The organism is Streptomyces sp. NPDC058619 (assembly GCF_042717785.1).
GTDB lineage: Bacteria > Actinomycetota > Actinomycetes > Streptomycetales > Streptomycetaceae > Streptomyces.
The window spans coordinates 64,084-88,042 of the sequence record NZ_JBHXQN010000019.1; the positions used below are offsets into that span (position 1 = coordinate 64,084).

General features: G+C 74.7%; 21 protein-coding genes. 16 read left to right on the forward strand and 5 right to left on the reverse strand.

Annotated features, from left to right (window positions below; translation table 11 throughout):
• Positions 1-17 precede the first annotated feature (17 nt).
• The 3 genes from ACFWTC_RS20160 to ACFWTC_RS20170 form a co-directional block, all read right to left on the reverse strand.
• A complete protein-coding gene (locus tag ACFWTC_RS20160) occupies positions 18-857 on the reverse strand; it encodes a GNAT family N-acetyltransferase (protein ID WP_384027796.1) in 840 nt (279 codons plus the stop codon).
• 179 nt (positions 858-1,036) lie between these two features.
• Entirely contained in the window at positions 1,037-1,837 is an 801-nt protein-coding gene (locus tag ACFWTC_RS20165) for a PaaX family transcriptional regulator C-terminal domain-containing protein (RefSeq protein ID WP_383922592.1), read from the reverse strand.
• A gap of 4 nt (positions 1,838-1,841) precedes the next feature.
• Positions 1,842-3,464, reverse strand: coding sequence for an AMP-binding protein (locus ACFWTC_RS20170; RefSeq protein ID WP_383922595.1), 1,623 nt, complete (start codon positions 3,462-3,464; stop codon positions 1,842-1,844).
• A 145-nt stretch (positions 3,465-3,609) separates the two neighbouring features.
• On the opposite strand from ACFWTC_RS20170, the gene ACFWTC_RS20175 reads away from it, so the two are divergent.
• Both ACFWTC_RS20175 and ACFWTC_RS20180 read left to right on the forward strand, forming a co-directional pair.
• Entirely contained in the window at positions 3,610-4,881 is a 1,272-nt protein-coding gene (locus ACFWTC_RS20175) for an acyl-CoA dehydrogenase family protein (protein ID WP_384027797.1), read from the forward strand.
• Positions 4,878-5,276: a RidA family protein gene (locus ACFWTC_RS20180; protein WP_383922601.1), complete on the forward strand. Its 399-nt coding sequence runs from the start codon at positions 4,878-4,880 to the stop codon at positions 5,274-5,276. The genes ACFWTC_RS20175 and ACFWTC_RS20180 overlap by 4 nt, the downstream gene beginning before the upstream one ends.
• Positions 5,277-5,393: 117 nt before the next feature.
• Here the strand turns inward: ACFWTC_RS20180 and ACFWTC_RS20185 are convergent, their stop codons facing one another.
• Entirely contained in the window at positions 5,394-6,728 is a 1,335-nt protein-coding gene (locus tag ACFWTC_RS20185) for an aminopeptidase P family protein (protein WP_383922673.1), read from the reverse strand.
• A gap of 287 nt (positions 6,729-7,015) precedes the next feature.
• Here ACFWTC_RS20185 and ACFWTC_RS20190 point away from each other — a divergent pair, with 287 nt between their 5' ends.
• The 9 genes from ACFWTC_RS20190 to ACFWTC_RS20230 all read left to right on the forward strand — a co-directional run bounded on the left by ACFWTC_RS20190 (position 7,016) and on the right by ACFWTC_RS20230 (position 17,360).
• On the forward strand, positions 7,016-9,415 hold the full coding sequence (locus ACFWTC_RS20190; RefSeq protein ID WP_384027798.1) for a collagenase: 2,400 nt from the start codon (positions 7,016-7,018) through the stop codon (positions 9,413-9,415).
• A 128-nt stretch (positions 9,416-9,543) separates the two neighbouring features.
• Positions 9,544-10,719, forward strand: a complete 1,176-nt coding sequence (locus ACFWTC_RS20195) for an NAD(P)/FAD-dependent oxidoreductase (protein WP_383922606.1) — start codon at positions 9,544-9,546, stop codon at positions 10,717-10,719.
• Positions 10,719-11,030, forward strand: coding sequence for a (2Fe-2S)-binding protein (locus ACFWTC_RS20200; RefSeq protein WP_383922609.1), 312 nt, complete (start codon positions 10,719-10,721; stop codon positions 11,028-11,030). The genes ACFWTC_RS20195 and ACFWTC_RS20200 overlap by 1 nt, the downstream gene beginning before the upstream one ends.
• Positions 11,011-12,600 carry an NAD(P)/FAD-dependent oxidoreductase gene (locus ACFWTC_RS20205; RefSeq protein WP_384027799.1) on the forward strand — a complete coding sequence of 530 codons (1,590 nt, stop codon included), beginning with the start codon at positions 11,011-11,013 and terminating at the stop codon, positions 12,598-12,600. Before ACFWTC_RS20200 ends, ACFWTC_RS20205 begins: the two co-directional genes overlap by 20 nt.
• A 75-nt stretch (positions 12,601-12,675) precedes the next feature.
• Entirely contained in the window at positions 12,676-13,602 is a 927-nt protein-coding gene (locus ACFWTC_RS20210) for a dihydrodipicolinate synthase family protein (RefSeq protein ID WP_383922615.1), read from the forward strand.
• A gap of 17 nt (positions 13,603-13,619) precedes the next feature.
• A complete protein-coding gene (locus ACFWTC_RS20215) occupies positions 13,620-14,624 on the forward strand; it encodes a proline racemase family protein (protein ID WP_383922618.1) in 1,005 nt (334 codons plus the stop codon).
• A gap of 11 nt (positions 14,625-14,635) precedes the next feature.
• Positions 14,636-15,646 carry a proline racemase family protein gene (locus ACFWTC_RS20220; RefSeq protein ID WP_383922621.1) on the forward strand — a complete coding sequence of 337 codons (1,011 nt, stop codon included), beginning with the start codon at positions 14,636-14,638 and terminating at the stop codon, positions 15,644-15,646.
• Positions 15,643-16,608: an ornithine cyclodeaminase family protein gene (locus tag ACFWTC_RS20225; RefSeq protein ID WP_384027800.1), complete on the forward strand. Its 966-nt coding sequence runs from the start codon at positions 15,643-15,645 to the stop codon at positions 16,606-16,608. Before ACFWTC_RS20220 ends, ACFWTC_RS20225 begins: the two co-directional genes overlap by 4 nt.
• Positions 16,609-16,649: 41 nt before the next feature.
• On the forward strand, positions 16,650-17,360 hold the full coding sequence (locus ACFWTC_RS20230) for a GntR family transcriptional regulator (protein WP_383922627.1): 711 nt from the start codon (positions 16,650-16,652) through the stop codon (positions 17,358-17,360).
• A gap of 37 nt (positions 17,361-17,397) precedes the next feature.
• Here ACFWTC_RS20230 and ACFWTC_RS20235 read toward each other — a convergent pair whose 3' ends face one another.
• A complete protein-coding gene (locus tag ACFWTC_RS20235; protein ID WP_383922630.1) occupies positions 17,398-17,916 on the reverse strand; it encodes a zinc-binding dehydrogenase in 519 nt (172 codons plus the stop codon).
• 205 nt (positions 17,917-18,121) lie between these two features.
• On the opposite strand from ACFWTC_RS20235, the gene ACFWTC_RS20240 reads away from it, so the two are divergent.
• From ACFWTC_RS20240 to ACFWTC_RS20260, 5 genes are read left to right on the forward strand one after another with little or no spacing between them, the layout of a single operon-like run.
• On the forward strand, positions 18,122-19,867 hold the full coding sequence (locus ACFWTC_RS20240; protein WP_383922633.1) for an ABC transporter substrate-binding protein: 1,746 nt from the start codon (positions 18,122-18,124) through the stop codon (positions 19,865-19,867).
• Between the two features lie 26 nt (positions 19,868-19,893).
• Positions 19,894-20,844 carry an ABC transporter permease gene (locus ACFWTC_RS20245; RefSeq protein ID WP_383922636.1) on the forward strand — a complete coding sequence of 317 codons (951 nt, stop codon included), beginning with the start codon at positions 19,894-19,896 and terminating at the stop codon, positions 20,842-20,844.
• Positions 20,841-21,827 carry an ABC transporter permease gene (locus tag ACFWTC_RS20250; RefSeq protein ID WP_384027801.1) on the forward strand — a complete coding sequence of 329 codons (987 nt, stop codon included), beginning with the start codon at positions 20,841-20,843 and terminating at the stop codon, positions 21,825-21,827. Before ACFWTC_RS20245 ends, ACFWTC_RS20250 begins: the two co-directional genes overlap by 4 nt.
• Entirely contained in the window at positions 21,827-22,837 is a 1,011-nt protein-coding gene (locus tag ACFWTC_RS20255; protein WP_383922641.1) for an ABC transporter ATP-binding protein, read from the forward strand. The genes ACFWTC_RS20250 and ACFWTC_RS20255 overlap by 1 nt, the downstream gene beginning before the upstream one ends.
• Positions 22,834-23,847 (forward strand): ABC transporter ATP-binding protein, encoded by a 1,014-nt coding sequence (locus tag ACFWTC_RS20260; RefSeq protein ID WP_383922644.1) that lies wholly within the window; start codon positions 22,834-22,836, stop codon positions 23,845-23,847. The genes ACFWTC_RS20255 and ACFWTC_RS20260 overlap by 4 nt, the downstream gene beginning before the upstream one ends.
• Positions 23,848-23,959: the final 112 nt, after the last annotated feature.

Consider the following 23,959-nt stretch of genomic DNA (forward strand, 5'->3'; position numbering starts at 1 on the left):
AGGCGGCGGCGGGGGCGTCAGGCCGCCACGACCACCGCGCGGTCCTCGACCGGGGCGTAGCCCAGGCGCAGGTAGACGCCGTTGCTCGTGGGGTTGGCCAGGTCGGTGAAGAGCAGGACCTCGGCGGCGCCGGCCGCGTACGCCGCCTCGCTCACGGCGTGGGTGACCCCGGCGGCGTACCCCCGGCCCCGGGCCTCCGGCAGCGTGTAGACCGGCCCGACCCGGGAGGTCCCGCCGATCGGCCGCGAGAACGAGGCCAGCGCGACCGGGGCGCCCGCGCGCTCCCAGAGCCGGATGCCGCCGTACGCGATCCGCTCGCGCAGCGCTGCCTCGGAGGTGGTGCCCGGCGCCCCCACCTCCCGGTCGAACGCGGTGGTCCACTCCAGCAGCAGCGGCAGATCGGACTCCTCGGCGGTCCGGGACCGCCCGGTCGGGGCGGGATCCGGGGCGATCAGCCCGGCCAGCCGGTACAGGCGGTTCTCCCCGGCGACGCGGGCCGCGCGCCCCCAGGCCCCGGCGAGCGCGTCCGCGTCGGGCCGCCGGGCGTTGAACCCGCTGATCCCAGCGAGCAGCGGCTCGGTGGCCAGGGCGCCGGCCAGCGCCCGGACCGCCTCGGCGGGCAGCGCCCCGAGCAGCAGCGGGTGGGGCGGCGTGCACAGCAGGCCCGCGGCGACGGTTCCGTCGGGGCCGGTCCACCAGCCGAAGAGCGGGTCGGCGCGGCCGTAGGCGTGCGGACCGCGCCGCTTCAGCGCGTCGGCGGTGGTCAGCAGCAGGGAGTTCGGCACGGGACGCGCGGTCAGGGCGGGGCCCGCCGCGGTCAGATAGGCCGTCAGGTCAGAGGTGAAGGTCCAGGTCATGAACCATCGTCACCCGCCGGCGCGGTCCGCCGCACCGTGATTTTGCGCCTCCGCACCCGGCCCGGTCGGGCCGGTCGGCGGGCCGGCGAGGTCCGGGGAGGTCCGGCGAGGTCCGGGGAGGAGGAGGTCCGGCGGGCTTCGGCGAGGAGGAGGTCCGGCGACTGACCGGCCCCCGCCCCTCACGGCCCGGCGAACCGCCCGCCGGAGTCCCGCAGCCGCGCGTGCAGTTCCGCGAAGACGGCCGCCGCCCGGTCGCCCGGCCAGTCCGCCGGGAGCAGCTCGCGGGGGAGCCCGGGGTCGGCGTACGGGAGGTGGCGCCAGGTGTCCAGGGCGAGGAGGTAGCCGCGGTAGGCCTCCTCCGGGGTCGGCTCCGGACCCGACTGCAGGGCGCGCAGCGCGGGCTCGTGCAGGTCGAGGAACTCCTCGTGCTGTTTGGCCAGGGCCGCCAGGTCCCACCAGCGGGCCACCGCCTCGGCGGTCGGCGCGAAGCCGAGGTGCGCCCCGCGGAACAGCTCCACGTACGGGGTCAGGCCCAGCCGGTCCAGGGTGTGGCCGGTCTCCTCCGCGAGTCCGGCCGGGGCGATCCACACCCCCGGCGCCACCGTCCCGAAGCCGAGCCGGGCCAGCCGCGAGCGCAGCAGGTGCCGTTTGTGCCGCTCCTGCTCCGGTACGGAGAAAACCGCCACCAGCCACTCGTCGGAGGGCGGCGGGCTGCCGTAGATCCGCCGGTCGCCGTCGTCCAGCAGCTGCCGCGCCTCGGCGGACAGCTCGTACGCCGCCGAGCCGTCCGCGGCGCGCGCGGGCAGCAGGAGGCCGCGCCGCTTCAGCCGGGACACCGACGAGCGGACCGACGGGGCGTCCACGCCGGCCGCGCCCAGCAGGCGGATCAGCGCGGACACCGGGACCGGGCCCTCGAAGGCCCGCCCGTAGGCACCGTAGAACGTGACGATCAGGGATCGCGGGGTGTGCTGCTCGACCACGGGTTCACTCTAGATCGCGCAGCCGGAAGCGTTGCAGCTTCCCCGTCGCCGTCCGCGGCAGCGCGGGCAGGAAGACGAAGACCCGCGGGCACTTGTGCGGGGCCAGCTCGGCCCGCATGAACGTCCGCAGCGCCTCCGCGGACAGCACCGCGCCCGGGCGGGCGACGGCGTACGCCACCACGATCTGGCCGCGCCGCTCGTCGGGACGGCCGACCACCGCCGCCTCCGCCACGTCCGGGTGGCGCAGAAGGGCCTCCTCGACCTCCGGTCCGGCGATGTTGTAACCCGAAGAGATGATCATGTCGTCGGCGCGGGCGACGTACCGGAAGTAGCCCTCCGCGTCGCGCACGTAGGTGTCACCGGTCAGGTTCCACCCGCCCTGGACGTAGTCCGCCTGCCGCGGGTCGGCGAGGTAGCGGCAGCCCACCGGGCCCCGTACGGCCAGCAGCCCGGGCTCGTTGTCGGCGACCGGCCGCCCGGAGCGGTCCACCACCCGGGCCTGCCAGCCCGGTACCACCCGGCCGGTGGTACCGGGGCGGATGTCCTCGTCGGCGGCCGAGATGAAGATGTGCAGCAGCTCGGTCGCCCCGATGCCGTTGATGATCCGCAGCCCGGTCCGCTCCAGCCAGGCCTGCCAGGTCGCGGCGGGCAGGTTCTCCCCGGCCGACACGCAGCGGCGCAGCGCGGACAGGTCGTGCGCGCCCACGTCGTACGGCCCCAGCGCGTCCAGCATCGCCCGGTAGGCGGTGGGGGCGGTGAACAGGACCGTCACCCGGTGTTCGGCGAGCGCGGGCAGCAGGTGCCGCGGCCCCGCCTCCTCCAGCAGCAGCGCGCAGGCGCCCGCGCGCAGCGGGAAGACGACCAGCCCGCCGAGGCCGAAGGTGAACCCGAGCGGCGGACTGCCCGCGAACACGTCGTCCGGCCGGGGGCGCAGCACGCTGCGGGAGAAGGTGTCGGCCACTGAGAGCACGTCGCGGTGGAAGTGCATGCAGCCCTTGGGACGCCCGGTGGTGCCGGAGGTGAACGCGATCAGGGCGACGTCGTCGGCGGAGGTCTCCACGGCGGCGAAGGGCGCCCCCTCGTACCGCTCGGCGCGGCGCAGCAGGTCGTCCGGGCCGTCGCCCCCGTACGGGGTGATCCGCAGCCCCGGCACGTCGGCCCTGGCCAGGTCCTCCATGACGTCGGCGTGGCACAGGGCGTGCCCCACCCGGGCCAGCGCGCAGACCGTGGCCAGCTCCTGCGCCCGCTGCTGGGGCAGCACGGTGACCGCCACCGCCCCCGCCTTGACCACCGCGAGCCAGCAGGCGGCGAGCCAGGGGCCGGTGGGGCCGCGCAGGAGCACCCGGTTGCCGGGGACGACCCCGAGGTCGGCCGTGAGCACGTGGGCGAGCCGGTCCACGCGCTCGCGCAGTCCGCCGTACGTCCACACCTCCCCGGAGCCGCTGCGGAAGGCCGGGCGGTCGGGGCCGAACCGGGCGATGGTGGTGTCGAGCAGCTCGGCCGCGCAGTTCAGGCGGTCCGGATAGGCCAGCTCGGGCAGCTCGAAGACGAGGTGCGGCCAGCTGCCCGCGGGGGGCAGGTGGTCGCGGGCGAAGGTGTCGGCGTGCGCGGATGGGTTGAGGTCCAAGGCGGGTTCGCCCCCTTGCGACGGTGCGGGGTGGGGTGGAGCCGGCCGTGCGGTCGCCCTCCCGGCCACTGCTGGAAGGTGCTTCAGGAGCGTATCGTGATGGTGACGACAGTCAACAGGACGCGATAGATGCGGGGATGTTCGAATGACCGGATTCGCGCTCGGGGTGGACCAGGAGGAGTGGTGCGCGCACTTGCGCACCCTGTCGGCCGAGCGGCTCGGGCCGCTGGCCGGGAAGGGGGAGCCGGGCCGGGTCAACCGCCCGCTCCTGGCGGAACTGGGGGAGCTGGGCCTGCTGGAGCGGGTGTTCACCTCGGGCGCGCTCGACCTGTGCCTGCTGCGCGAATCCCTCGCGTACGGCTGTACGGAGGCCGAGACGGCGCTGGCCCTGCAAGGGCTCGGCGCCCACCCGGTGCTGCGGGCCGGCAGCAAGGCGCAGCGGGAGCGCTGGCTGCCGGAGGTGCGGGCCGGCCGGGCGGTGGCCGCCTTCGCGCTGAGCGAGCCCGGGGCGGGCTCGGACGCGGCGGCGCTCGCGCTGGCGGCGGTGCCCGACGGGGCGGGCTGGCGGCTCCGCGGCGAGAAGTGCTGGATCTCGAACGCCCCGGAGGCGGATTTCTACACCGTGTTCGCCCGTACGGGTGAGGCGCCGGGCGCGAAGGGGGTGTCGGCGTTCCTGGTCCCCGCGGACCGCCCCGGCCTCGGCGGGGAGGCCCTGGACATGCTGTCCCCGCACCCCATCGGCTCCCTGACCTTCGACGGGGTCCCGGTCGGCCCCGAGGACCTGCTCGGCGTGCCGGGGCAGGGGTTCCGGGTCGCGATGGACACCCTGAACCTGTTCCGGCCCAGCGTCGGGGCGTTCGCGGTGGGCATGGCCCGGGCCGCCCTCGACGCGACGCTCGCGCACACGGCGGCCCGGACCGCCTTCGGCGGGGTGCTGGGCGACCTCCAGGCGGTGGCGCACCGGGTGGCCGAGATGGCCACCCGCACGGAGGCGGCCCGGCTGCTGGTGTACGCGGCGGCCGGCGCCCACGACAGGGGCTCCCCGGACGTGCCGCGCCGGGCGGCGATGGCGAAGCTGCTGGCCACCGAGACGGCCCAGTACGTGGTCGACCACGCGGTGCAGCTGCACGGTGCGGTCGCCCTGCGCCGGGGCCACCTGCTGGAACACCTCTACCGGGAGGTCCGGGCGCCGCGGATCTACGAGGGGGCCAGCGAGGTGCAGCGCACGATCATCGCGAAGGAGCTGTACCGGAACCTCACGGCGGCGCCGCTGCCGGCAGGCGCGCCCGGGGCCCCGTCGGATGGCCTGTTGGGTGGCCCGTCGGGCGACCTGCCGGGAGAGCCGATGCGGGTGCCGTCGGTCGCGCCGACGGTCGAGCCGACGGACGCGCCGTCCGGGGAGGCGGCCGCGCGATGAGCCTGGAGCGGATCAACCCGGCCGAGCTGTCGCCGCCGACGGGCTTCTCGCACGCCGTGGCGGCGACCGGCTCCCGGCTGGTGTTCCTGGCCGGCCAGACCGCGCTCGACGCCTCCGGCACGGTCGTGGGCGAGACCCTGCCGGAGCAGTTCGAGTGCGCCCTGGCCAACCTCCTCGCCGCCCTCGCCGCGGCCGGCGGTGCCCCGGCGGACCTGGCGCGGGTGACGGTGTACGCGACGGACGTGGCGGCGTACCGGACCCACGCGGCCGAACTGGGCCGGGTGTGGCGCCGGTTGGCGGGCCGCGACTACCCGGCGATGGCCCTCGTCGGCGTGGTCCGCCTCTGGGACGAAGAGGCGCTGGTCGAACTCGACGGGGTCGCGGTCCTGCCCTGACGGCGCGGACCGGCGGGCGGACCCGGCCGCCCGGCGCGGCTCCACCCGGCGGCCCGGTCCGGTCCGGCGGTCCGGCCCGGTCCGGTGCTCGGTGCGGCCCGGCTCGGTGGGTCCGGTTCAGCGGGCGGCGTCCAGGAGGCGGCCCATCCACTCCTCGATGCCCGCCACCGTGCGCGGCAGCGCGCCCGACATCAGGCGGGCCCCGTCCGCCGTGACGACCAGGTCGTCCTCGATGCGGACGCCGATGCCGCGCAGCTCCGGCGGGAGGGTCTCGTCGTCCGGCTGGAGGTACAGCCCCGGTTCCACCGTGAGGACCTGGCCCTCCTCCAGCACCCCGTCGAGGTAGGTGTCCGCCCGCGCCTGCGCGCAGTCGTGCACGTCCAGGCCGAGCATGTGGCCGCTGCTGCACAGGGTGTAGCGCCGGTGCAGATCGCCCTCGGCGTGCTTGAGGACGCCCCATTGGGCCAGGCCCTCCGCGATGACCCGCATCCCGGCCCGGTGGAAGTCGCGGAAGCTCGCGCCCGGCCGCAGCGCCGCCATGCCCGCCTCCTGGGCGGCCAGGACCACCTCGTACACCTGCCGCTGGACGGAGGAGAACCGGCCCGACAGCGGGAGGGTGCGGGTGATGTCGGCGGTGTACAGGGTGTCCGTCTCCACGCCCGCGTCCAGGAGCAGCAGTTCGTCGCGGTCGAGCCGGCCGTCGTTGCGGATCCAGTGCAGCACGCAGGCGTGGGCGCCGGAGGCCGCGATGGTGTCGTAGCCGGTGCCGTTGCCCTCCGCCCGGGCGCGCAGGCCGAAGACCCCCTCGATCCACCGCTCCCCGCGCGGGTGCGCCAGGGCGCGCGGCAGTTCCCGTACGACGTCCTCGAAGCCCGCCGTCGTGTGGTCGACCGCCAGCTGGAGCTGTGCGACCTCCCAGGCGTCCTTCACCAGGCGCAACTCCGACAGCGCGGTGGCGAGTTCGGTGTCGGCGGCCGCGGTGCGGCCCGTCGGGGAGCCCAGGGTGTCCAGGTGGGCGCAGCGGATGCCGGTGAGGCGCTCCGCCTCCGCCAGGTCCGCCCGGCGGCCCACCCAGAACTCCCCGTACCTGCGGTCGCGGTAGAACTCCTCGTTCCCGCCGGACCGCGGCGAGCGCGGCCGCAGGTACAGCACGGCCTCGTGGGCGTGCGGGCCCGACGGCTCCATGACCAGGACGTGCCCCGCCTGGTCCTCGCCGGTGAGGCCGGTCAGCCAGGCGTACGCGCTGTGCGGGCGGAAGCGGTGGTCGCAGTCGTTGGAGCGGACCGTGAGCTCGCCGGCCGGGACGATCAGGCGCTCACCCGGGAAGCGCGCCGAGAGCCGGGCGCGGCGGGCCGGGGTGACGTCGTACGCGCGGACGCGTGCGGAGCCGGGCAGCGGGGAGGCGGCCCAGTTCCCCGCCATGAACCGGGACAACTCGACTGACACCGGCAGGTCGTGGCTGCCGGTGTTGAGCCGGGGAGCAGGGCCGGGAGGAGCGTCGGAGGGAGTGCGGGGCGAGGTGCCGGAGGGGGTGTCGGTCACGGGTGCTCCCTCAAGAAGATGCGAACTGGTGGGCGCACAGGGGTTGTCAGTGCAATTTCACATTACTATGTTACAGCTCACACCGGCGGCACATTAATTCCCGTCAAACGCCGCGTGATGCAGGGCAGTTCCTCCGCGCAGTCCGCGACGCACCACCGCGCCACGTCCCCCACCTCCCCTCCCCACAGGAGTTCTTGGTGTTCCAGCACAGAGCTGTGCGCACGTCCCTCCTCTCCGCCGCCGTGGCGGTCACCCTCCTCGCCACCGCCGGCCAGGCAGTGACCCAGGCCGCCGACCGGACGGTCCCCGCCAACGCGGCGGGTGCCCCGGCGGCCGGCACGTTCTCCTCAGGGCCCCCCGCGGCTCCGGCGCCGAACCCGTTCGACGAGGTCGACCGCTTCGCCGACGCCCGCGACAACACCCCGGCGCCCGCCCCGGCCCCGGGCGGCACGGCGCTCTCCGGCCAGGTCCCCGGCGCCGCCACCGCCGCGCCCGCCGCGTCCGAGCGGACCGAGAAGAGCCGCCGGGCGACCGCGCAGGCGGCGCCCACGACGCGCGGCCTCGCCGTCGCCGTCCCCTGCACCCTCGACGGGATCACGAACCTCACCCCCGAGCAGTTCGCCGACTTCCTCGGCGACCGGGCCGTCCTCGCCGACGGCTGCCTGCGCGGCCTCATCTGGACGTGGGACGCCCGCCTCGCGCCCGTCATGTCCGACGCGCACGTACAGGCCGTCTCCCGGCGGATATCCAGCCTGTCCGCCGCCCACGACGGCTCCAACTCCGCCCATCTGGAGGAGATGTTCACCTACCTGCACGCCGTCGCCTACCACGACTACTCGCGCGGCGAGATCGACGTCACCGACGCGCCGACCGTCGACGCGATGCGCCGGGCGATCGCCGACTTCGGCAACGCCGCCCGCACCTTCGACGTCACCCGCAGCAACGCCAACACCCTGCGCGAGGCCCTCTACGCCGCCAGCGCCCCGGGCCTGCGCCAGCACCAGCTGGGTCTGATCAAGAAGGTCCTGGCCACCATGGACCCGGCCCACCCGGCCACTCACCTCGACGCCGGCTGGGCGGGCGCCGCACTGGCCGCCCTCTCCGTCAACTACCTGGGGGTCTACCCCGGCAACCAGGACGCGGCCTTCCACGCCGCGGTCGCCGCCGACCCCGCCTACCGGGCCGCCTTCAAGGCCTTCGCGGGCTACGTCCACCTCAAGGGCACCGCCAACGCCTGGGTGGTGCGCGACGCGATCGGCGAGTACGGGCGCTTCGGTGAGATCCCGGCCCTGCGGACCCAGGTCACCGCCGACCTGGGCGCCCTGCTGGAGCCCGTCAGGACGGCCTTCGGCAACGGCAGCCAGCCCTGGGCCAAGGTCGTCTCCTGGCTCAACTACTTCCAGGCCTGCAAGCCGTACGGCGTGTGCAAGGAGGACATCGAGCGGCAGATCTTCCCGTACACCTACACCTACGACAACGGCGCCATCAAGGTACGCACCGGCCTGGACCGGGCCACCGTCGACCAGCTCTACTACGCGAGCAAGCAGGTCAAGGCCCAGTACCACCGCGTCCTCGGCACCGACCAGCCGCTGGCCGGCGACCCCAACACGACGCTGAACATCGTGCTGTACGGCTCGCGCGCCGACTACGAGAACTACCACCCGATCCTGACGGGCTACGACACCGACAACGGCGGCATCTACATCGAGAACGGCGCCACCTTCTACACCTACCAGCGGCGCGTCCCGCAGGACTCCTCGCTCACCCTCGAGGAGCTCTTCCGCCACGAGTACACGCACTACCTCAACGGCCGCTTCGCGGTGCCCGGGTTCTTCGGCGAGGGTCCCTGGTACGAGGGTGACCGGACGACCGCCATGGACGAGGGCACGGCCGAGTTCTTCGACGGGGCCACCCGCGACAACGGCATCGCCGTCCGCAAGTCCCTGGTCAAGAGCATCATCGGCGACACGGCCGGCGGCGGCCCGCGGATGACCGTCGAGCAGCTGCTGAACGCCACCTACGAGGGGGACGGGTTCCGCTTCTACAGCTACGCGGGCACCTTCTTCGAGTTCCTCTGGGCCCAGAAGCCCTCGCTGCTGCGCGAGATGTACACCCACCTGCGCAACAACGACGTCGCCGCGTACGACGCCTGGCGCCACCGCGCGGGCGCCGACACCTACCTCCAGCGCGACTACGACCGCTTCCTCGACGCGCAGATCGCCAAGGTCGACCAGCTCTTCGTGCCCAACACCACCTTCACCCCGGTCGAGCAGCTGCGCGACGCGGCGCTCGCCTCCGTGAAGTCCTCGTTCGCCACGGCGACGTACAACACCCCGGACTGCGTGGAGAACGGCGACGCCGGCAAGCGCCGGTTCACCTGTACCGGCCGGATCACCGCGAACCTGAAGAACTGGCGCAGCGACGACCAGAACTTCAAGGACATGTCCGAGACGGTCGACTACTTCATCCTCGACCGGGCGGGCGCGGCCTCCAACAACCTCGCCGACATGAACTGCTCCTTCGGGCCGGTCGAGATCTGGACCAACAAGGTCGCCGGCTCGTCCTCGTACAGCTGTGAGGGCCCCCTCCGCGGCTGATCCTCCGCGGCCGTTCCACTGCGGCTGTTCCAGCGCGGCTGTTCCCACCGGACCGGCCCCGTGCCTATCGGGCACGGGGCCGTGAGGCCGGTCTGGGCAGCCTCTAAAGAATGTGACATATTACTGCCGTGCTCAAGAGACACTCCCTGGACGCCGTCGTCATCGGCGCCGGCGTCGTCGGAGCGGCCTGCGCCTACTACGCGGCACGCGCCGGCCTCTCCGTGGCCGTGGTCGACCGAGGCCCCGTCGCGGGCGGCACCACCGGCGCGGGCGAGGGCAACCTGCTCGTCTCCGACAAGGAGGCCGGCCCCGAGCTCGACCTCGCCCTCCTCTCCGCCGGGCTCTGGCGCGAACTCGCCTCCGTGCTACCCGAACCCGTCGAGTACGAGGCCAAGGGCGGCCTGGTCGTCGCCCCCGACGAGAGGGCCCTGAAGGCGCTCCGCGCCTTCGCCGAGGGGCAGCGCGCCGTCGGGGTCACCGCCCTCGACGTGGACGCCGACGCCCTGCGCGAGCTGGAGCCGCACCTGGCCCCCGGCCTCGCGGGAGGGTTCCACTACCCGCAGGACGCCCAGGTCCAGCCCGCCCAGGCGGCCGCCCGCCTGCTGGCAGCCTCGGGCGCGGAGCTCCACCTCGGCGAGGAGGTCACCGCGGTCCTGCGGGACGCCTCGGGCGCGGTCCGGGGCGTCCGCACGGCCCGGCGCGAGCTCGCCGCCCCCGCGGTGGTCAACGCCGCGGGCACCTGGGGCGGGCACGTCGCCGCCCTCGCCGGGGCGGGCCTGCCCGTACTCCCGCGGCGCGGCTTCGTCCTGGTGACCGAACCGCTGCCGCGGGTGGTCCGGCACAAGGTCTACGCCGCCGACTACATCGCGGACGTCGCCAGCGGCTCGGCGGCCCTGCAGTCCTCGGCGGTGGTCGAGGGCACCCCGTCGGGCCCGGTGCTGATCGGCGCCACCCGCGAACGCGTCGGCTTCGACCGCATGCTGTCCACCGAGGCCCTGCGCCGCCTCGCCGCCCAGGCGGCCGCGCTGTTCCCCGTACTGGCGGACGTCCGGGTGCTCCGCGCCTACCACGGCTTCCGCCCCTACCTCCCCGACCACCTCCCGGCGATCGGCCCGGACCGCCGCGTTCCCGGCCTGCTGCACGCCTGCGGCCACGAGGGCGCCGGCATCGGCCTGGCACCCGGCACCGGCGCCCTGGTCGCCGCCGCCCTCACGGGCGCCGAACCCCCGCTCCCCTGGGGGCCGTTCCGTCCCGACCGCTTCGACCAGGCCCCGCCGCCCCGCGCCCCGAGGAGGACCCCCTGATGCGCAGCCCCCGCTCACTGGTCGGCGGCGCCCCGGCCGCGGAGCACACCGTCCGCTTCGACGGCCGCGAACTCCCGGCCCAGTCCGGCCAGTCCGTCGCCGCCGTGCTGTGGGCCGCGGGCATCCTCGCCTGGCGGACCACCCGTGAGGGCGGCGCCCCGCGCGGCGCGTTCTGCGGCATCGGGTCCTGCTACGACTGCCTCGTCACCGTCAACGGCCGCCCCAACCAGCGCGCCTGTCTCGTCCCGGCCCGCCCCGGGGACGACGTCACCACCCAGGAGGGCACCGGACATGCCGACCTCGCCGTCTGAGCCCGCCGGAACGGGCGTAGGTGCCGGAGCGGCGGGAACGTCCCGAGCGGCCGGAGCGGCCGGAGTCCCGGAGGCCGTCGCCCCCGTCGACCTCGCCCCCGTCGACCTCGCCGTCGTCGGCGCCGGTCCCGCCGGGCTGGCCGCCGCGGTCACCGCCGCCGGGCTCGGCCTGCGCGTCGCCCTCCTCGACGCGGGGGAGCGGCCGGGCGGCCAGTTCTACCGCCATCCCGCCCCCGGCCTCGGCGCCGCCCGTCCCGAGGCCCTGCACCACGGCTGGGCCGCGTTCGCCGCCCGTGAAGCCGCCCTGCGCGCCTACGCGGCGGCCGGCCGCATCGTCCACCTGCCCGAACACCACGTCTGGACGGTGGTCCCGGACGCCGACGGCTGGCTCCTGCACGCCGTCGCCGGCCACGGCCCGGGGGAGCGCGCCGCGGCCGTCCCGGCGCGGGCCGTCCTGATCGCCACCGGCGCCTACGAGCGCCAGCTGCCCTTCCCCGGCTGGACCCTCCCGGGGGTGGTCGGGGCCGGCGGGGCGCAGGCCATGCTCAAGGCCGGGCTCGTCCTGCCGGGCCGGCGCGTCGTCGTCGCCGGGAGCGGGCCGCTGCTGCTCGCCGTGGCCGGGTCCCTCGCCGCCGCCGGGGCCGAGGTCCCGGTTGTGGTGGAGGCCGCCGCGTACACCGGGTACGCCCGGCGGGCCGGCGCCCTGCTGCGCAACCCCCGCAAACTCGCCGAGGGCGCCGTGTACGGCGGCGCCCTGCTGCGCCACCGAGTCCGCCTCCTGACCCGGTACGCCGTCACCGAGGCCCACGGGACCGACCGGGTCGAGGCGGTGACGGTGGCCCGCCTCGACCGGGACTGGCGGCCGCTGCCGGGCACCGGCCGCCGGATCGCCTGCGACGCGCTCGCGGTGGGCCACGGGCTGGTGCCCCAGCTGGAGCTCGCCACCGGCCTGGGGTGCGCCACGCGCCGCACCTCCGACGGCGCCGTCGCCCTGGAGCTGGACGCCGGCCAGCGCACGTCCGTGCCCGGCATCTGGTCCGCGGGGGAGACCGGCGGCATCGGCGGCGCCGACCTGGCCCTGACCGAGGGGGAGATCGCCGCCCACGCGATCGCCGGACGCCCGGTCCCCGGCGCCCTGGTCCGCCGCCGCGCGCGGTTGCGGGCCTTCGCCGACGCCATGGGCGCCGCCCACCGGCCCGGCGACGGCTGGACCGGATGGCTGCGCGACGACACCCCCGTGTGCCGCTGCGAGGAGGTACCGGCCGGGCTGGTGCGCGAGGCCGTGCGGGACCTCGGCGCGCGGGACGCCCGTACGGCCAAGCTCCTCACCCGGGCGGGCATGGGCTGGTGCCAGGGCCGGATGTGCGGCCCGGCCGTCGCCGCCCTCGCCGGGGAGGAGCCGGCCGCCGACCGGCGCCCGCTGTCCTGCCCGGTCACGCTGGGCCGGCTCGCCGAACTCCGCCCGACGGGAGCGGCCGGAGGCCGGCTCGCCGAACTCCGCCCGACGGGAGCGGCCGGGCCGTCCCCCGACGGGCCCCCCACTGCCCAACCGCCGCGCGCCGGGCGCTGATCCGGACCGTCCGGGCCCTTGTGGCCGCCTCGTACGCGCTAGTAAAATGTCACACACCACACTAGGGAGTCCCCCATGAACCACGCGCCCACCCCCGCGCCCCGCAGCGACACCCGCACCCGCCCCTGGCACGGAATCATGGTCGCCACCACCCTCCCCCTGCGCGAGGACCTCAGCGTCGACCACGACGCGTACGCCGAACACGTGGCCTGGCTCATCGCCAACGGCTGCGACGGCGTGGTCCCCAACGGCTCCCTCGGCGAGTACCAGACCCTGACCGACGAGGAGCGGGCCCGCGTCGTCCGCACCGCCGTCGAGGCCGCCGGCGACGGACGCCGGGTCATGCCCGGGGTCGCCGCCTACGGCAGCGCCGAGGCCCGCCGCTGGGCCGACCAGGCCGCCGAGGCCGGCGCCGGCTCCGTGCTCCTCCTGCCCCCCAACGCCTTCCGGGCCGACGAGGAGACCGTACGCGCCCACTACGCCGAGGTCGCCCGCGCCGGGCTGCCCGTCGTCGCGTACAACAACCCGTACGACACCAAGGTGGACCTGACCCCGGCGCTCCTCGCCCGCCTGCACACCGACGGCTCCATCGTCGCCGTGAAGGAGTTCAGCGGCGACGTGCGCCGCGCCTACGAGATCGCCGAGCTCGCCCCCGGCCTCGACCTGCTGATCGGCGCCGACGACGTCCTCCTCGAACTCGCCCTCGCCGGCGCGGTCGGCTGGATCGCCGGTTACCCCAACGCCCTGCCGCAGTCCTGCGCCACCCTCTACCGGGCGGCCGTCGCCGGAGACCTCGCCACCGCCCTGCCGCTCTACAAGTCCCTGCACTCCCTGCTCCGCTGGGACTCCAAGACCGAGTTCGTCCAGGCCATCAAGCTCTCCATGGACCTGGCCGGCCGCCCCGGCGGCGCCACCCGCCCGCCCCGCTTCCCGCTCACGGGCGAGACCGAGGCCGCCGTCCGCGCCGCCACCGAGAAGGCCCTCGCCGAGGGTCTCAACTAGCCGTCCGGGGGGATCCCATGCGCACGCGCCACATCTACCACGCGGTGGACTCGCACACCGAAGGCATGCCGACCCGGGTCGTCACCGGGGGAGTCGGGGTGATCCCCGGCGCCACCATGGCCGAGAAGCGGCTCCACTTCATCGAGCACTCGGACCACATCCGCACCCTGCTGATGTACGAGCCGCGCGGCCACTCCGCGATGAGCGGCGCCGTCCTGCAGCCCCCCACACGCCCGGACGCCGACTTCGGCGTCCTCTACATCGAGGTGTCGGGCCTGCTCCCCATGTGCGGGCACGGCACCATCGGGGTCGCCACCGTCCTCGTCGAGACCGGCATGGTGCCCGTCGTCGAGCCGGTCACCACCGTCCGGCTCGACACCCCGGCCGGGCTGGTCAGCGTCGACGTCCGCGTCGAGGACGGCGCGGCCACCGCCGTCACCCTCACCAACGTCCCCTCCTTCAGCGTCGGCCTCGGCCTGAAGGCCGACGTCCCCGGGTACGGCACCGTCACATACGACCTCGCCTACGGCGGCAACTTCTACGCCTTCGTGGAACTGGACGACCTCGGCCTGCCGTTCGACCGCGCCCGCAAGGACGACCTCCTCGCCGCCGGCCTCGCCGTCATGGACGCGGTCAACGCCTCCGACGACCGGCCCGTCCACCCCGAGGACCCCGCCATCGCCGGCCTCAAGCACGTCTACCTCGCCGCCCCCGGGTCCGACGCCCGACGCTCCCGCCACGCCATGGCCATCCACCCCGGCTGGTTCGACCGCTCGCCCTGCGGTACGGGCACCAGCGCCCGCATGGCCCAGCTGCACGCCCGCGGACTCCTCCCGCTGGACACGGACTTCGCCAACGAGTCTTTCATCGGCACCGAGTTCACCGGCCGGCTGATCGGGGAGACCACCGTCGGCGGAGTGCCGGCCGTCGTCCCCACCGTCACCGGACGGGCCTGGATCACCGGCACCGCCCAGTACTTCCTCGACCCCGCAGACCCCTTCCCCGGAGGATTCCTCCTGTGACCGTCCCCCCGGTGAGGACCACCGACTACCACGCCGCCGGCGAGCCCTTCCGGATCGTCGACCTCGCCCGTGCGCCGGTCGCGGCCGTGCCCGGCGACACCGTCGCCGAGCGCTGTGCCACCGCCATCGGCCCCGGGGGGTCCGGAACCGCGCCGCGCCGGGGGCCGCTGGACGACGTACGCCGCCTGCTCGTGCGGGAGCCGCGCGGGCACGCGGGGATGTACGGCGGGTTCGTCGTGCCGCCCGACGACGACGGCGCCCACTTCGGCGTCCTGTTCTGGCACAAGGACGGCTACTCCACCGCCTGCGGCCACGGCACCATGGCGCTCGGGGCCTGGGCCGTGGACACGGGCCGGGTCGCCGCCCCCGACGACGGCGACGCCCAGGTGCGCATCGACGTGCCGTCCGGGCGGGTCACCGCCACCGTGCACCGGGGCGGCGGCCGCACCACCGGGATCACCTTCCGCAACGTCCCGGCGCGGGTGGGCGCCCGCAAGGTCCCCGTCGCCACCTCGGTCGGCGTCGCCGAGGTGGACCTCGCGTACGCGGGGGCCTGGTACGCCTCCGTCGCCGCCCGGGACCTCGGCCTGGACGTCTCGCGCGAGGCGCTGCCCGCCCTGGTCCGGGCGGGCCGGGAGATCCGGGCCGCGCTGGCCGGCCACCCCGCCACCTGGCACCCGGGCGGAGCGCTGCTCTCCGGCGTGTACGGGGTGATCTTCCACGAGGAGCTGCCCGACACCCCCTTCGGGCCGCACCAGCGCAACGCCACCGTCTTCGCCGACGGACAGGTCGACCGCTCGCCCTGCGGCTCCGGCACCTCGGCGCGGCTCGCGCTGCTCGCGCAGGACGGGCGGCTCGGCCCGGGGGAGGACCTGCTCCACGAGTCGGTCACCGGCACCGTGTTCACCGGCCGGATGCTGCCGGGCTCCGTCACCGAGGTCACCGGGACCGCCTACCGGACCGGGGAGCACACCTTCCTGACGGACCCGTACGACCCCCTCGGCACCGGCTTCTCGCTGTGAACGGGCCCGGCGGGGCGGGCCTCCCGCAGTTCGGCGCCGAGGAGACGGCCCGGCTGATCACCCCGGCCGCCGCGGTCGAGGCGCTGGCCGCCGCCCTGCGGGACGGGCCGGACCCGGAGGGCTGCCCGCAGCGCACCGCGATGGCCGTGCCCGGCGGGGAGCTGCTGCTGATGCCGGCGGCGTCCGCGGCGTACGCGGGGGTGAAGGTCGCCGGGGTCGCGCCCGGGAACCCGGCGCGCGGCCTGCCCCGGATCACCGGCTCCTACCTGTTGCTGGACGGCCCCACCCTGCGGCCGCTGGCCCTGTTCGACGGCGCGGCCCTCACCGCGCTGCGCACCCCGGCGGTCTCGGCCCTCGCCGTGCGCCACCTCGCGCCGGCCGGGCGGCCGCTGCGGCTGGTGCTCTTCGGGTCGGGGCCGCAGGCGTACGGGCACCTGGACGCGCTGCTCGCCGTACGGGAGCTGGCCGGGGCGGTGGTCGTGGCCAGCGACCCGGCGGGCGCGCGCAAGCTCGCCGCGTACGCCCGCTCCCTGGGCGCGCCCGCCCGGGCCGGCGGGCCCGGTGACGTGGCCGGCGCCGATCTGGTCGTCTGCTGCACCACGTCCCGCTCACCGCTCTTCGACGGGAGCCTGGTCGGTCCGGGCGCCACCGTCGTCGCCGTCGGCTCGCACGAGCCGACGGCCCGGGAGACGGACACCGGCCTCGTGCGGAGGTCGGCCGTGTACGTCGAATCGCGTGCGGCGGCCCTGCGGGAGGCGGGGGACCTGCTGATCCCGGAGGCGGAGGGCGCCATCGGGCCCGGCCACATCGCCGGCACCCTCGCCGACCTGGTCGCCGGGCGGCTGCCGGGAGGGCGGGCACCGGGTTGTCCACAGCTCTTCAAGAGTGTCGGCATGGCCTGGGAGGATCTTGCCGTGGCGGTCGCTTTGTTCCGGGCCGCCGGAGCGAACAGCGCAACGTGACATTGTACGCTGTTCCTCTGCGATGTTCCGGAGGAAATGCAATGGGTGACCTGAAGCAGCACAGTCTCATCAAGGCCCAGGAACGGCTCCGCGACCAGGTCGGCCACGCCCTCCGAGCAGCCCTGATAGCGGGTGAACTGCGCCCCGGGAGCGTCTACTCCGCCCCGGGCCTCGCGGCCGAACTCGGCGTCTCGGCCACCCCGGTGCGCGAGGCCATGCTCGACCTGGCCCGCGAGGGACTGGTCGAGCCGGTCCGCAACAAGGGCTTCCGCATCACCGAGGTCAGCGAGCGCGACCTCGACCAGTACACCGAACTGCGCACGATGATCGAGGTGCCGACCATCGGCCGGATCACGAAGATCGCCACCGCCGAGCAGCTGGAGGCGCTGCGGCCCATCGCCGAGGAGATCGTCACCAGCGCGCGCGAGCACAACCTCATCGGGTACCTGGAGGCGGACCGCCGCTTCCACCTCACCCTGCTCGGCCTCGCGGGCAACGACCGGCTGGTCGAGACCGTCGGCGACCTGCGCAAGCGCTCGCGCCTGTACGGGCTCACAGGCCTCGACGAGGCCGGCAAGCTGGTCTCCTCGGCGGAGGAGCACATCGAGCTGCTCGACCTGATGCTCACCGGCGACGCCGAAGCGGCCGAGGCCTGCATGGTCCGCCACCTCGGCCACGTCCGCTCGCTCTGGGCGCAGGGCCGCGACGAACCGGTCGGCCGCGTCCCGGGCCGCCTCGGCTCCGGCGTCTAGCACCGGGCGCCCGCGGGCCGGGTTCGCGGACGCAAGGTCAGGCGCCGGGCCGGATGAGCACCTTGCCCTGGAGGTGGCCCTTCTCGCTGTGGCGCTGCGCGTCGGCGGCCTCCTCCAGGGGGGAGACGGCGTCGATGGGGATGCGGACCCGCCCCGCCTCGACCAGCGGCAGTAGCTCGGTGACGGCCTCCGCGAGCGAGCCGGCCTCGCCGGTGAACCGGACGCCGTGCTCGGCCGCGCCGGCCGGGTCGGCGATGGTGACGACCCGGTCCGGGCCGCCCGTGAGCGCGACGGAGCCGGGCAGTTCGCCGCGGCCGGAGCAGTCGAGGACGGCGTCGACGCCCTGCGGGCCTGGGCGCCACTGGTGCACGCCGGGACCCACCGCGTCGACGGTGCCGGACAACTCCATGCCGGTGCCCATCGGCGCGTCCAGGGGCTCGCCCCCGCTGAGGTAGCCCCGACGGACCTTCCAGTCGAGGCCGTTGACCCCGGCCGCCGCGACCTTGACGCGGACCTGGCCCTCCCCGGCGGGCGCGCCCCCACGCGCCGCGCGCACGGAGGCCCCTGAACGGCGCTCACCGCCGGCCCGGCTCCGCCGCCCGGCCGCCCCGGCTCCACATCCGGCCCCCCGGGGCCGACGTTCCGTCAGTCCGGGTTCGGACACGGCTGGATAACGGGGGCTCCCACCTCTTGTCAGTGCAATTTCACATTACTATGTTACCGGTCACATCGTAGAGCGTGGCCCTTCACTGGAGTGACCCATGACCAAGCGCACCCCACTCGCCCTCGCCACCGCCCTGGTGGCCGCACTCGCACTCGGCGCCTCGGGTTGCTCCGACACCGCCAAGAAGGGATCCGCCGGGGCCGGCGCCGCCAACCCGGCCGCCGCGAACGAGGGGAAGGTGCTCGGCGGCACCCCGGTCAAGGGCGGCACGCTCACCGTCCTGTCCAACCAGGACTTCGCCCACCTCGACCCCGCCCGCAACTGGGTCATGCCGACCATGGACTTCGGCACCCGCCTGCTCTACCGCACGCTCGTCACCTTCAAGGCCGAGCCCGGCAGGGCCGGGAGCGAGCTGGTCCCCGACCTCGCCACCGACCTCGGCACCCCCTCCAACGGCGGCCGCACCTGGACCTTCACCCTCAAGGAGGGCGTCAAGTACGAGGACGGCTCGCCCGTCAGGGCCCAGGACGTCAAGTACAACGTCGAGCGCTCCTTCGCCCCCGACCTCACCGGCGGCCCCGACTACGCCGCCCAGTACCTGGCCGGCACCGAGGGCTACAAGGGCCCCCTCCAGGGCCGGCACCTCGACTCCGTGAAGACCCCCGACGACCGGACGATCGTCTTCGAACTCAAGCGTCCCGTAGCCGAGTTCTCCGCGACGGCCACCCTCCCGACCTTCGCCCCCGTCCCCCAGTCCCAGGAGAAGGGCACCCAGTACGACGCCCGCCCGTTCTCCTCCGGCCCGTACAAGATCGAGTCGTACGACCGCGACAAGAAGCTGGTCCTGGTCCGCAACGAACACTGGGACGCCGCCACCGACACCGTGCGCAAGGCCTACCCGGACCGGTTCGTGGTCGTCATGGGCCTCAAGGGCGGCCAGATAGACGACCGGATCATCGCCGGCGAGGGCGCCGACGCCTCCACCGTCCAGTACGCCGACATGCGCCCCGAGAGCGCCCCCAAGGTCCTCCCCCAGGCGGACGTCAAGGCGCGGCTGCTCGCCGAGTCGCAGGGCTGTACCGAGATGCTCCACCTGAACAACTCCCGGGCCCCCTTCGACGACCCCAAGGTCCGCGAGGCCGTGCAGTACGCCGTCGACAAGGAGGCCGTGGTCACCGCAGGCGGCGGCCCGGCCCTCAACGAGGTCGCCACCGCCTACCTGCCCCCGGCGCTCTCCGGCGGCCGGCAGGCCGACACCCTGAAGATCGCCCCGGCCGGCGACCCGGCCAGGGCGAAGGAACTGCTCAAGGCCGCCGGCAAGGAGAAGCTGAAGGTCTCCCTGTCCGTCTCCACCGGCGACAAGGGCAAGGCGGAGGCCCTCCAGCAGGGCCTGTCCCGCGCCGGCATCGAGGTCGTCGTCGACACCGTCGACCCGGGCGCCTACTACGACGTCATCGGCGACCTGTCCACCACGCCCGACATGTCGCTCAGCGGCTGGTGCCCCGACTACCCGTCCGGCTCCACCTGGATCCCCTTCGTCTTCGACGGACGCACCATCAAGGACAAGGGCAACCAGGGCAACTACAGCCAGTTCCGCGACGACGCGACGATGAAGCGGATCGACGAGATCAACGCCATGGCCGACGCCAAGCAGGCCCATCAGGCCTGGATCGACCTGGACGCGGAGCTCATGAAGAAGTCCCCGTCCGTCCCGCTCATCCTGGAGCGCAAGCCGCTGCTCGTCGGCCCCAACATCGCGGGCGCCTTCGGCCACCCCGTGTGGACCGGCACGATCGACTACGCCGCGGTCGGCCTCAAGGACCCGTCGAAGAGCCAGGGCTGAGGCCGGACGAGCAGCCCCACCCCGCGATGACCCCCACCGCACCCGCCGCCGGCGCACCGGAGGTGAAGGAGGTCCCGCCGGGCAGCAGCCCCTGGCAGCTCGCCCGGCGGGAGCTCCGCCGCCGCCCCGCCGTCCGCGTCAGCCTCTGCGTCGTCCTCCTCTTCGTCCTCATGGCCGCCACCGCCCCCTGGCTGGGCGCGCTCGGCGGCTGGTCGCCCGAGGAGTTCGACAAGACCGCAATCGACCCCTACCTCGCAGGCCAGCCGCTGGGCTCCTTCGGCGGGATCGGCGCCGAGCACTGGCTCGGCGTCGAACCCGTCACCGGCCGCGACCTGTTCGCCCGCGTGGTCCACGGCGCCCGGGTCTCCCTCCTCATCGCCTTCGCCGCCACCGCCATCGTGGTGGTCACCGGCACCGCCGCCGGGATCGCCGCCGGCTACTTCGCCGGCCGCACCGACGCGGTCCTGTCCCGGCTCATGGACCTGACCATGTCGTTCCCCTCGCTGATCTTCATGATCGCGATGCTGTCCGTGGCCAAGGACGTCAACCGGATCGTGCTCATGACCGCCGTCATCGGCGTCTTCGGCTGGCCGGGCGTCGCCCGCGTCGTCCGCGGCCAGACCCTTTCCCTCAAACACCGCGCGTACGTCGACGCCGCCCGCGTCGGCGGCGCCGGCCCCTGGCGCATCCTGACCCGCGACATCCTGCCGGGCGTCTCGGGCCCGGTCATCGCCTACACCACCCTGCTCATCCCCGGCATGATCAGTACCGAAGCGGCCCTCAGCTACCTCGGCGTGGGCGTCCGCCCGCCCACCCCCTCCTGGGGCCAGATGATCGCCGAGTCCGTGGCCTTCTACGAGACCGACCCCATGTACTTCGTTATCCCCAGCGTCTTCCTCTTCCTCGCGGTGCTCGCCTTCACCCTGCTCGGCGACGCCCTGCGCGACATCCTCGACCCGAGGGGCGGCCGCACGTGATCCTCTACCTCGCCCGCCGGCTCCTCGCCCTCGCCGGCGTGCTCCTCGCCATCGCCGCCGTCACCTTCCTGATCTTCTACGTCCTGCCCTCCGACCCGGCCGCCGCCGCCTGCGGCAAGACCTGCAGCGCCGAGCGGCTGGCCGACGTACGGGCGTACCTCGGCCTCGACCAGCCGCTGTGGCGCCAGTTCGCCGACTTCCTGACCGGCATCTTCACCGGGCGCACCCTCGGCACCGGCGCGTACGCCGTGGACTGCGGCTTCCCCTGCCTGGGCTACTCGTACGAGAACTCCCTGCCCGTCTGGGACCTGCTGACGGACCGGCTCCCGGTCTCCGCGTCCCTCGCCCTCGGCGCCGCCGTCCTGTGGCTCGTCCTCGGCCTCGGCGCCGGGGTCACCGCCGCCCTGCGCAAGGACACCGCCACCGACAAGGCCCTGATGGTCGGCGCGGTCGCCGCCGCCTCGCTGCCCGTCTACTTCACCTCGGTCCTGCTCATCCACGGCGTCATCCGCGTCGCCGGACTGCTGCCCTACCCCACCTACCAGGCGTTCACCGACGGCCCCCTGTCCTGGGCCGCCAACCTGCTCCTGCCCTGGACGGCGCTCGCGCTGCTGTACGCCGCCATGTACGCCCGCCAGAGCCGCGGTTCGATGATCGAGGCCATGGCCGAGCCGTACATCCGCACCGCCCGCGCCAAGGGCATGCCCGAGCGCACCGTCGTCGTCAAACACGGACTGCGCTCCGGGATGACCCCCATCCTCACCCTCTTCGGCATGGACCTCGGCGGGCTCCTCGCCGGAGCCGTCATCACCGAGTCCATCTTCGGACTCCCCGGCATCGGGCGGCTGTTCTACGGCGCCCTGGTCAGCTCCGACCAGCCGGTCGTTCTCGGGGTCACCCTGCTCGCCGCGTTCTTCATCGTCGTCGCGAACCTCGCGGTCGACCTCCTGTACGCCGTCATCGACCCGAGGGTGAGGTACTGATGGCCGCCGCCGCGACCACGCCCCTGCTCCACGTGCGCGACCTGCGCGTCACGTTCACCACCCCGCGCGGCCGCGTCCGGGCCGTCGACTCCCTCGGGTTCACCGTCGAGGCCGGACGCACCCTCGGGATCGTCGGCGAGTCCGGCTCGGGCAAGTCCGTCACCTCCCTCGCCCTGATGGGCCTGCACCGGGGCGGCGCCGAGGTCAGCGGTTCCGTCGCCCTCGCCGGCCGGGAGCTGACCGGCCTCTCCGAGCGGCAGCTGTCCGCCGTACGGGGCCGCCGCATCGCGATGATCTTCCAGGACCCGCTGTCCAGCCTGCACCCCTACTACACGGTCGGCGAGCAGATCGCGGAACACTACCGGGTGCACTTCAAGGCCCGGCGGGCCGCCGCCCGCGCCCGCGCCGTCGACATGCTCGGCGAGGTCGGCATCCCGGAACCCGCCCGCCGGGCGGGGGAGTACCCGCACCAGTTCTCCGGCGGCATGCGTCAGCGCGCGATGATCGCCATGGCCCTGGCCTGCGAGCCCGACCTGCTGATCGCCGACGAGCCGACCACCGCCCTCGACGTCACCGTGCAGGCCCAGATCTTGGAGCTGATCGCCCGGCTCCAGCAGGAACGCGGCCTCGGCGTCGTGATGATCACGCACGACCTGGGCGTCGTGGCCCGCGTGGCCCACGAGGTCCTCGTCATGTACGGCGGCCGCGCCGCCGAACAGGCCCCGGTGGACGCGCTGTTCGCCGACCCCGCACACCCCTACACCCGCGGCCTGCTCGACTCGCTGCCCCGGCTCGACGACGCCGACGACGGACCCCTGCCCTTCATCCCCGGCTCTCCGCCGTCCCTGCTCGCCCCGGCCCCCGGCTGCGCCTTCGCCCCGCGCTGCGGCCGCGCCGCCGCGCGCTGCACCGACGTACGGCCGGAGCTCGCGGCGTACGGGGACGGGCCGCCGCGGACCGCGGCCTGCCACTTCGCCGGGGCCCGGACCGCCGAGGAGGCCACCCGATGACCGCCACCGCCGCCGCCACCGGCCCGCCCGGGGACACCGGCGCCGAACCGCTGCTGTCCGTAAGGGACCTGACCATGACCTTCCCCGGGAAGCGGTCCGTGACCGGGCGCCGGGGGGCGCCCGTGCACGCCGTGGACGGGGTCTCCTTCGACCTGATGCCCGGCCGCACCCTCGGCCTGGTCGGGGAGTCGGGCTGCGGGAAGTCCACTACGGGCCGGATGCTCGTACGGCTGATGCAGCCCACCTCGGGCACCGTCGCCTTCGAGGGCCGCGACATCAGCCGGCTCTCCCAGGGGGCCCTGCGTCCGCTGCGCCGGAACATCCAGATGGTCTTCCAGGACCCCCACTCCTCCCTCAACCCCCGCCAGACGGTGGCCCGGATCATCTCCGACCCGCTGCTGGTCCAGGGCTGGAGCGCGGGTGACGCACGCCGCAGGGCCGCCGAGCTGATGGAGCTCGTCGGGCTCATCCCCGAGCACATCGACCGCTACCCGCACGAGTTCTCCGGCGGCCAGGCCCAGCGCATCGGCATCGCCCGCTCGCTGTCCACCAGCCCGCGGCTGATCGTCGCCGACGAGCCGGTCTCCGCCCTCGACGTGTCCGTACAGGCCCAGATCGTGAATCTGATGGAGCGGCTGCGCGCCGAGCTGGGGCTCGCGTACGTGTTCATCGCGCACGACCTGTCGGTGGTCAAACGGGTCAGCGACCGCGTCGCCGTCATGTACCTCGGCCGGATCGTCGAGATCGGGGACCGCGCGTCCCTCTACGAGACCCCGCAGCACCCGTACACGCGGGCACTGCTGTCCGCCGTCCCGCTGCCCGACCCGGCGGCGGAACGGCGGCGGGAGCGGATCGTGCTGCTCGGCGACCCCCCGAGCCCGGCCGCCCCACCCCCGGGCTGCACCTTCCACCCGCGCTGCCCCACGGCGCGGGACATCTGCCGCACCGAACGGCCGCTGTTGCGGCTCGCCGCCTCCCGGGAGGTGGCCTGTCACTTCCCGGGTGACTGACGGGGATCACGGGAAGAGGCGGGGCCCCGGAGCCGAAGGCGTCTCCGGGGCCCCGCCGCACCCCAGCCCGGTGTTGACGCGGTAACAGCCCAGTAACACCCGGAGAAAATCC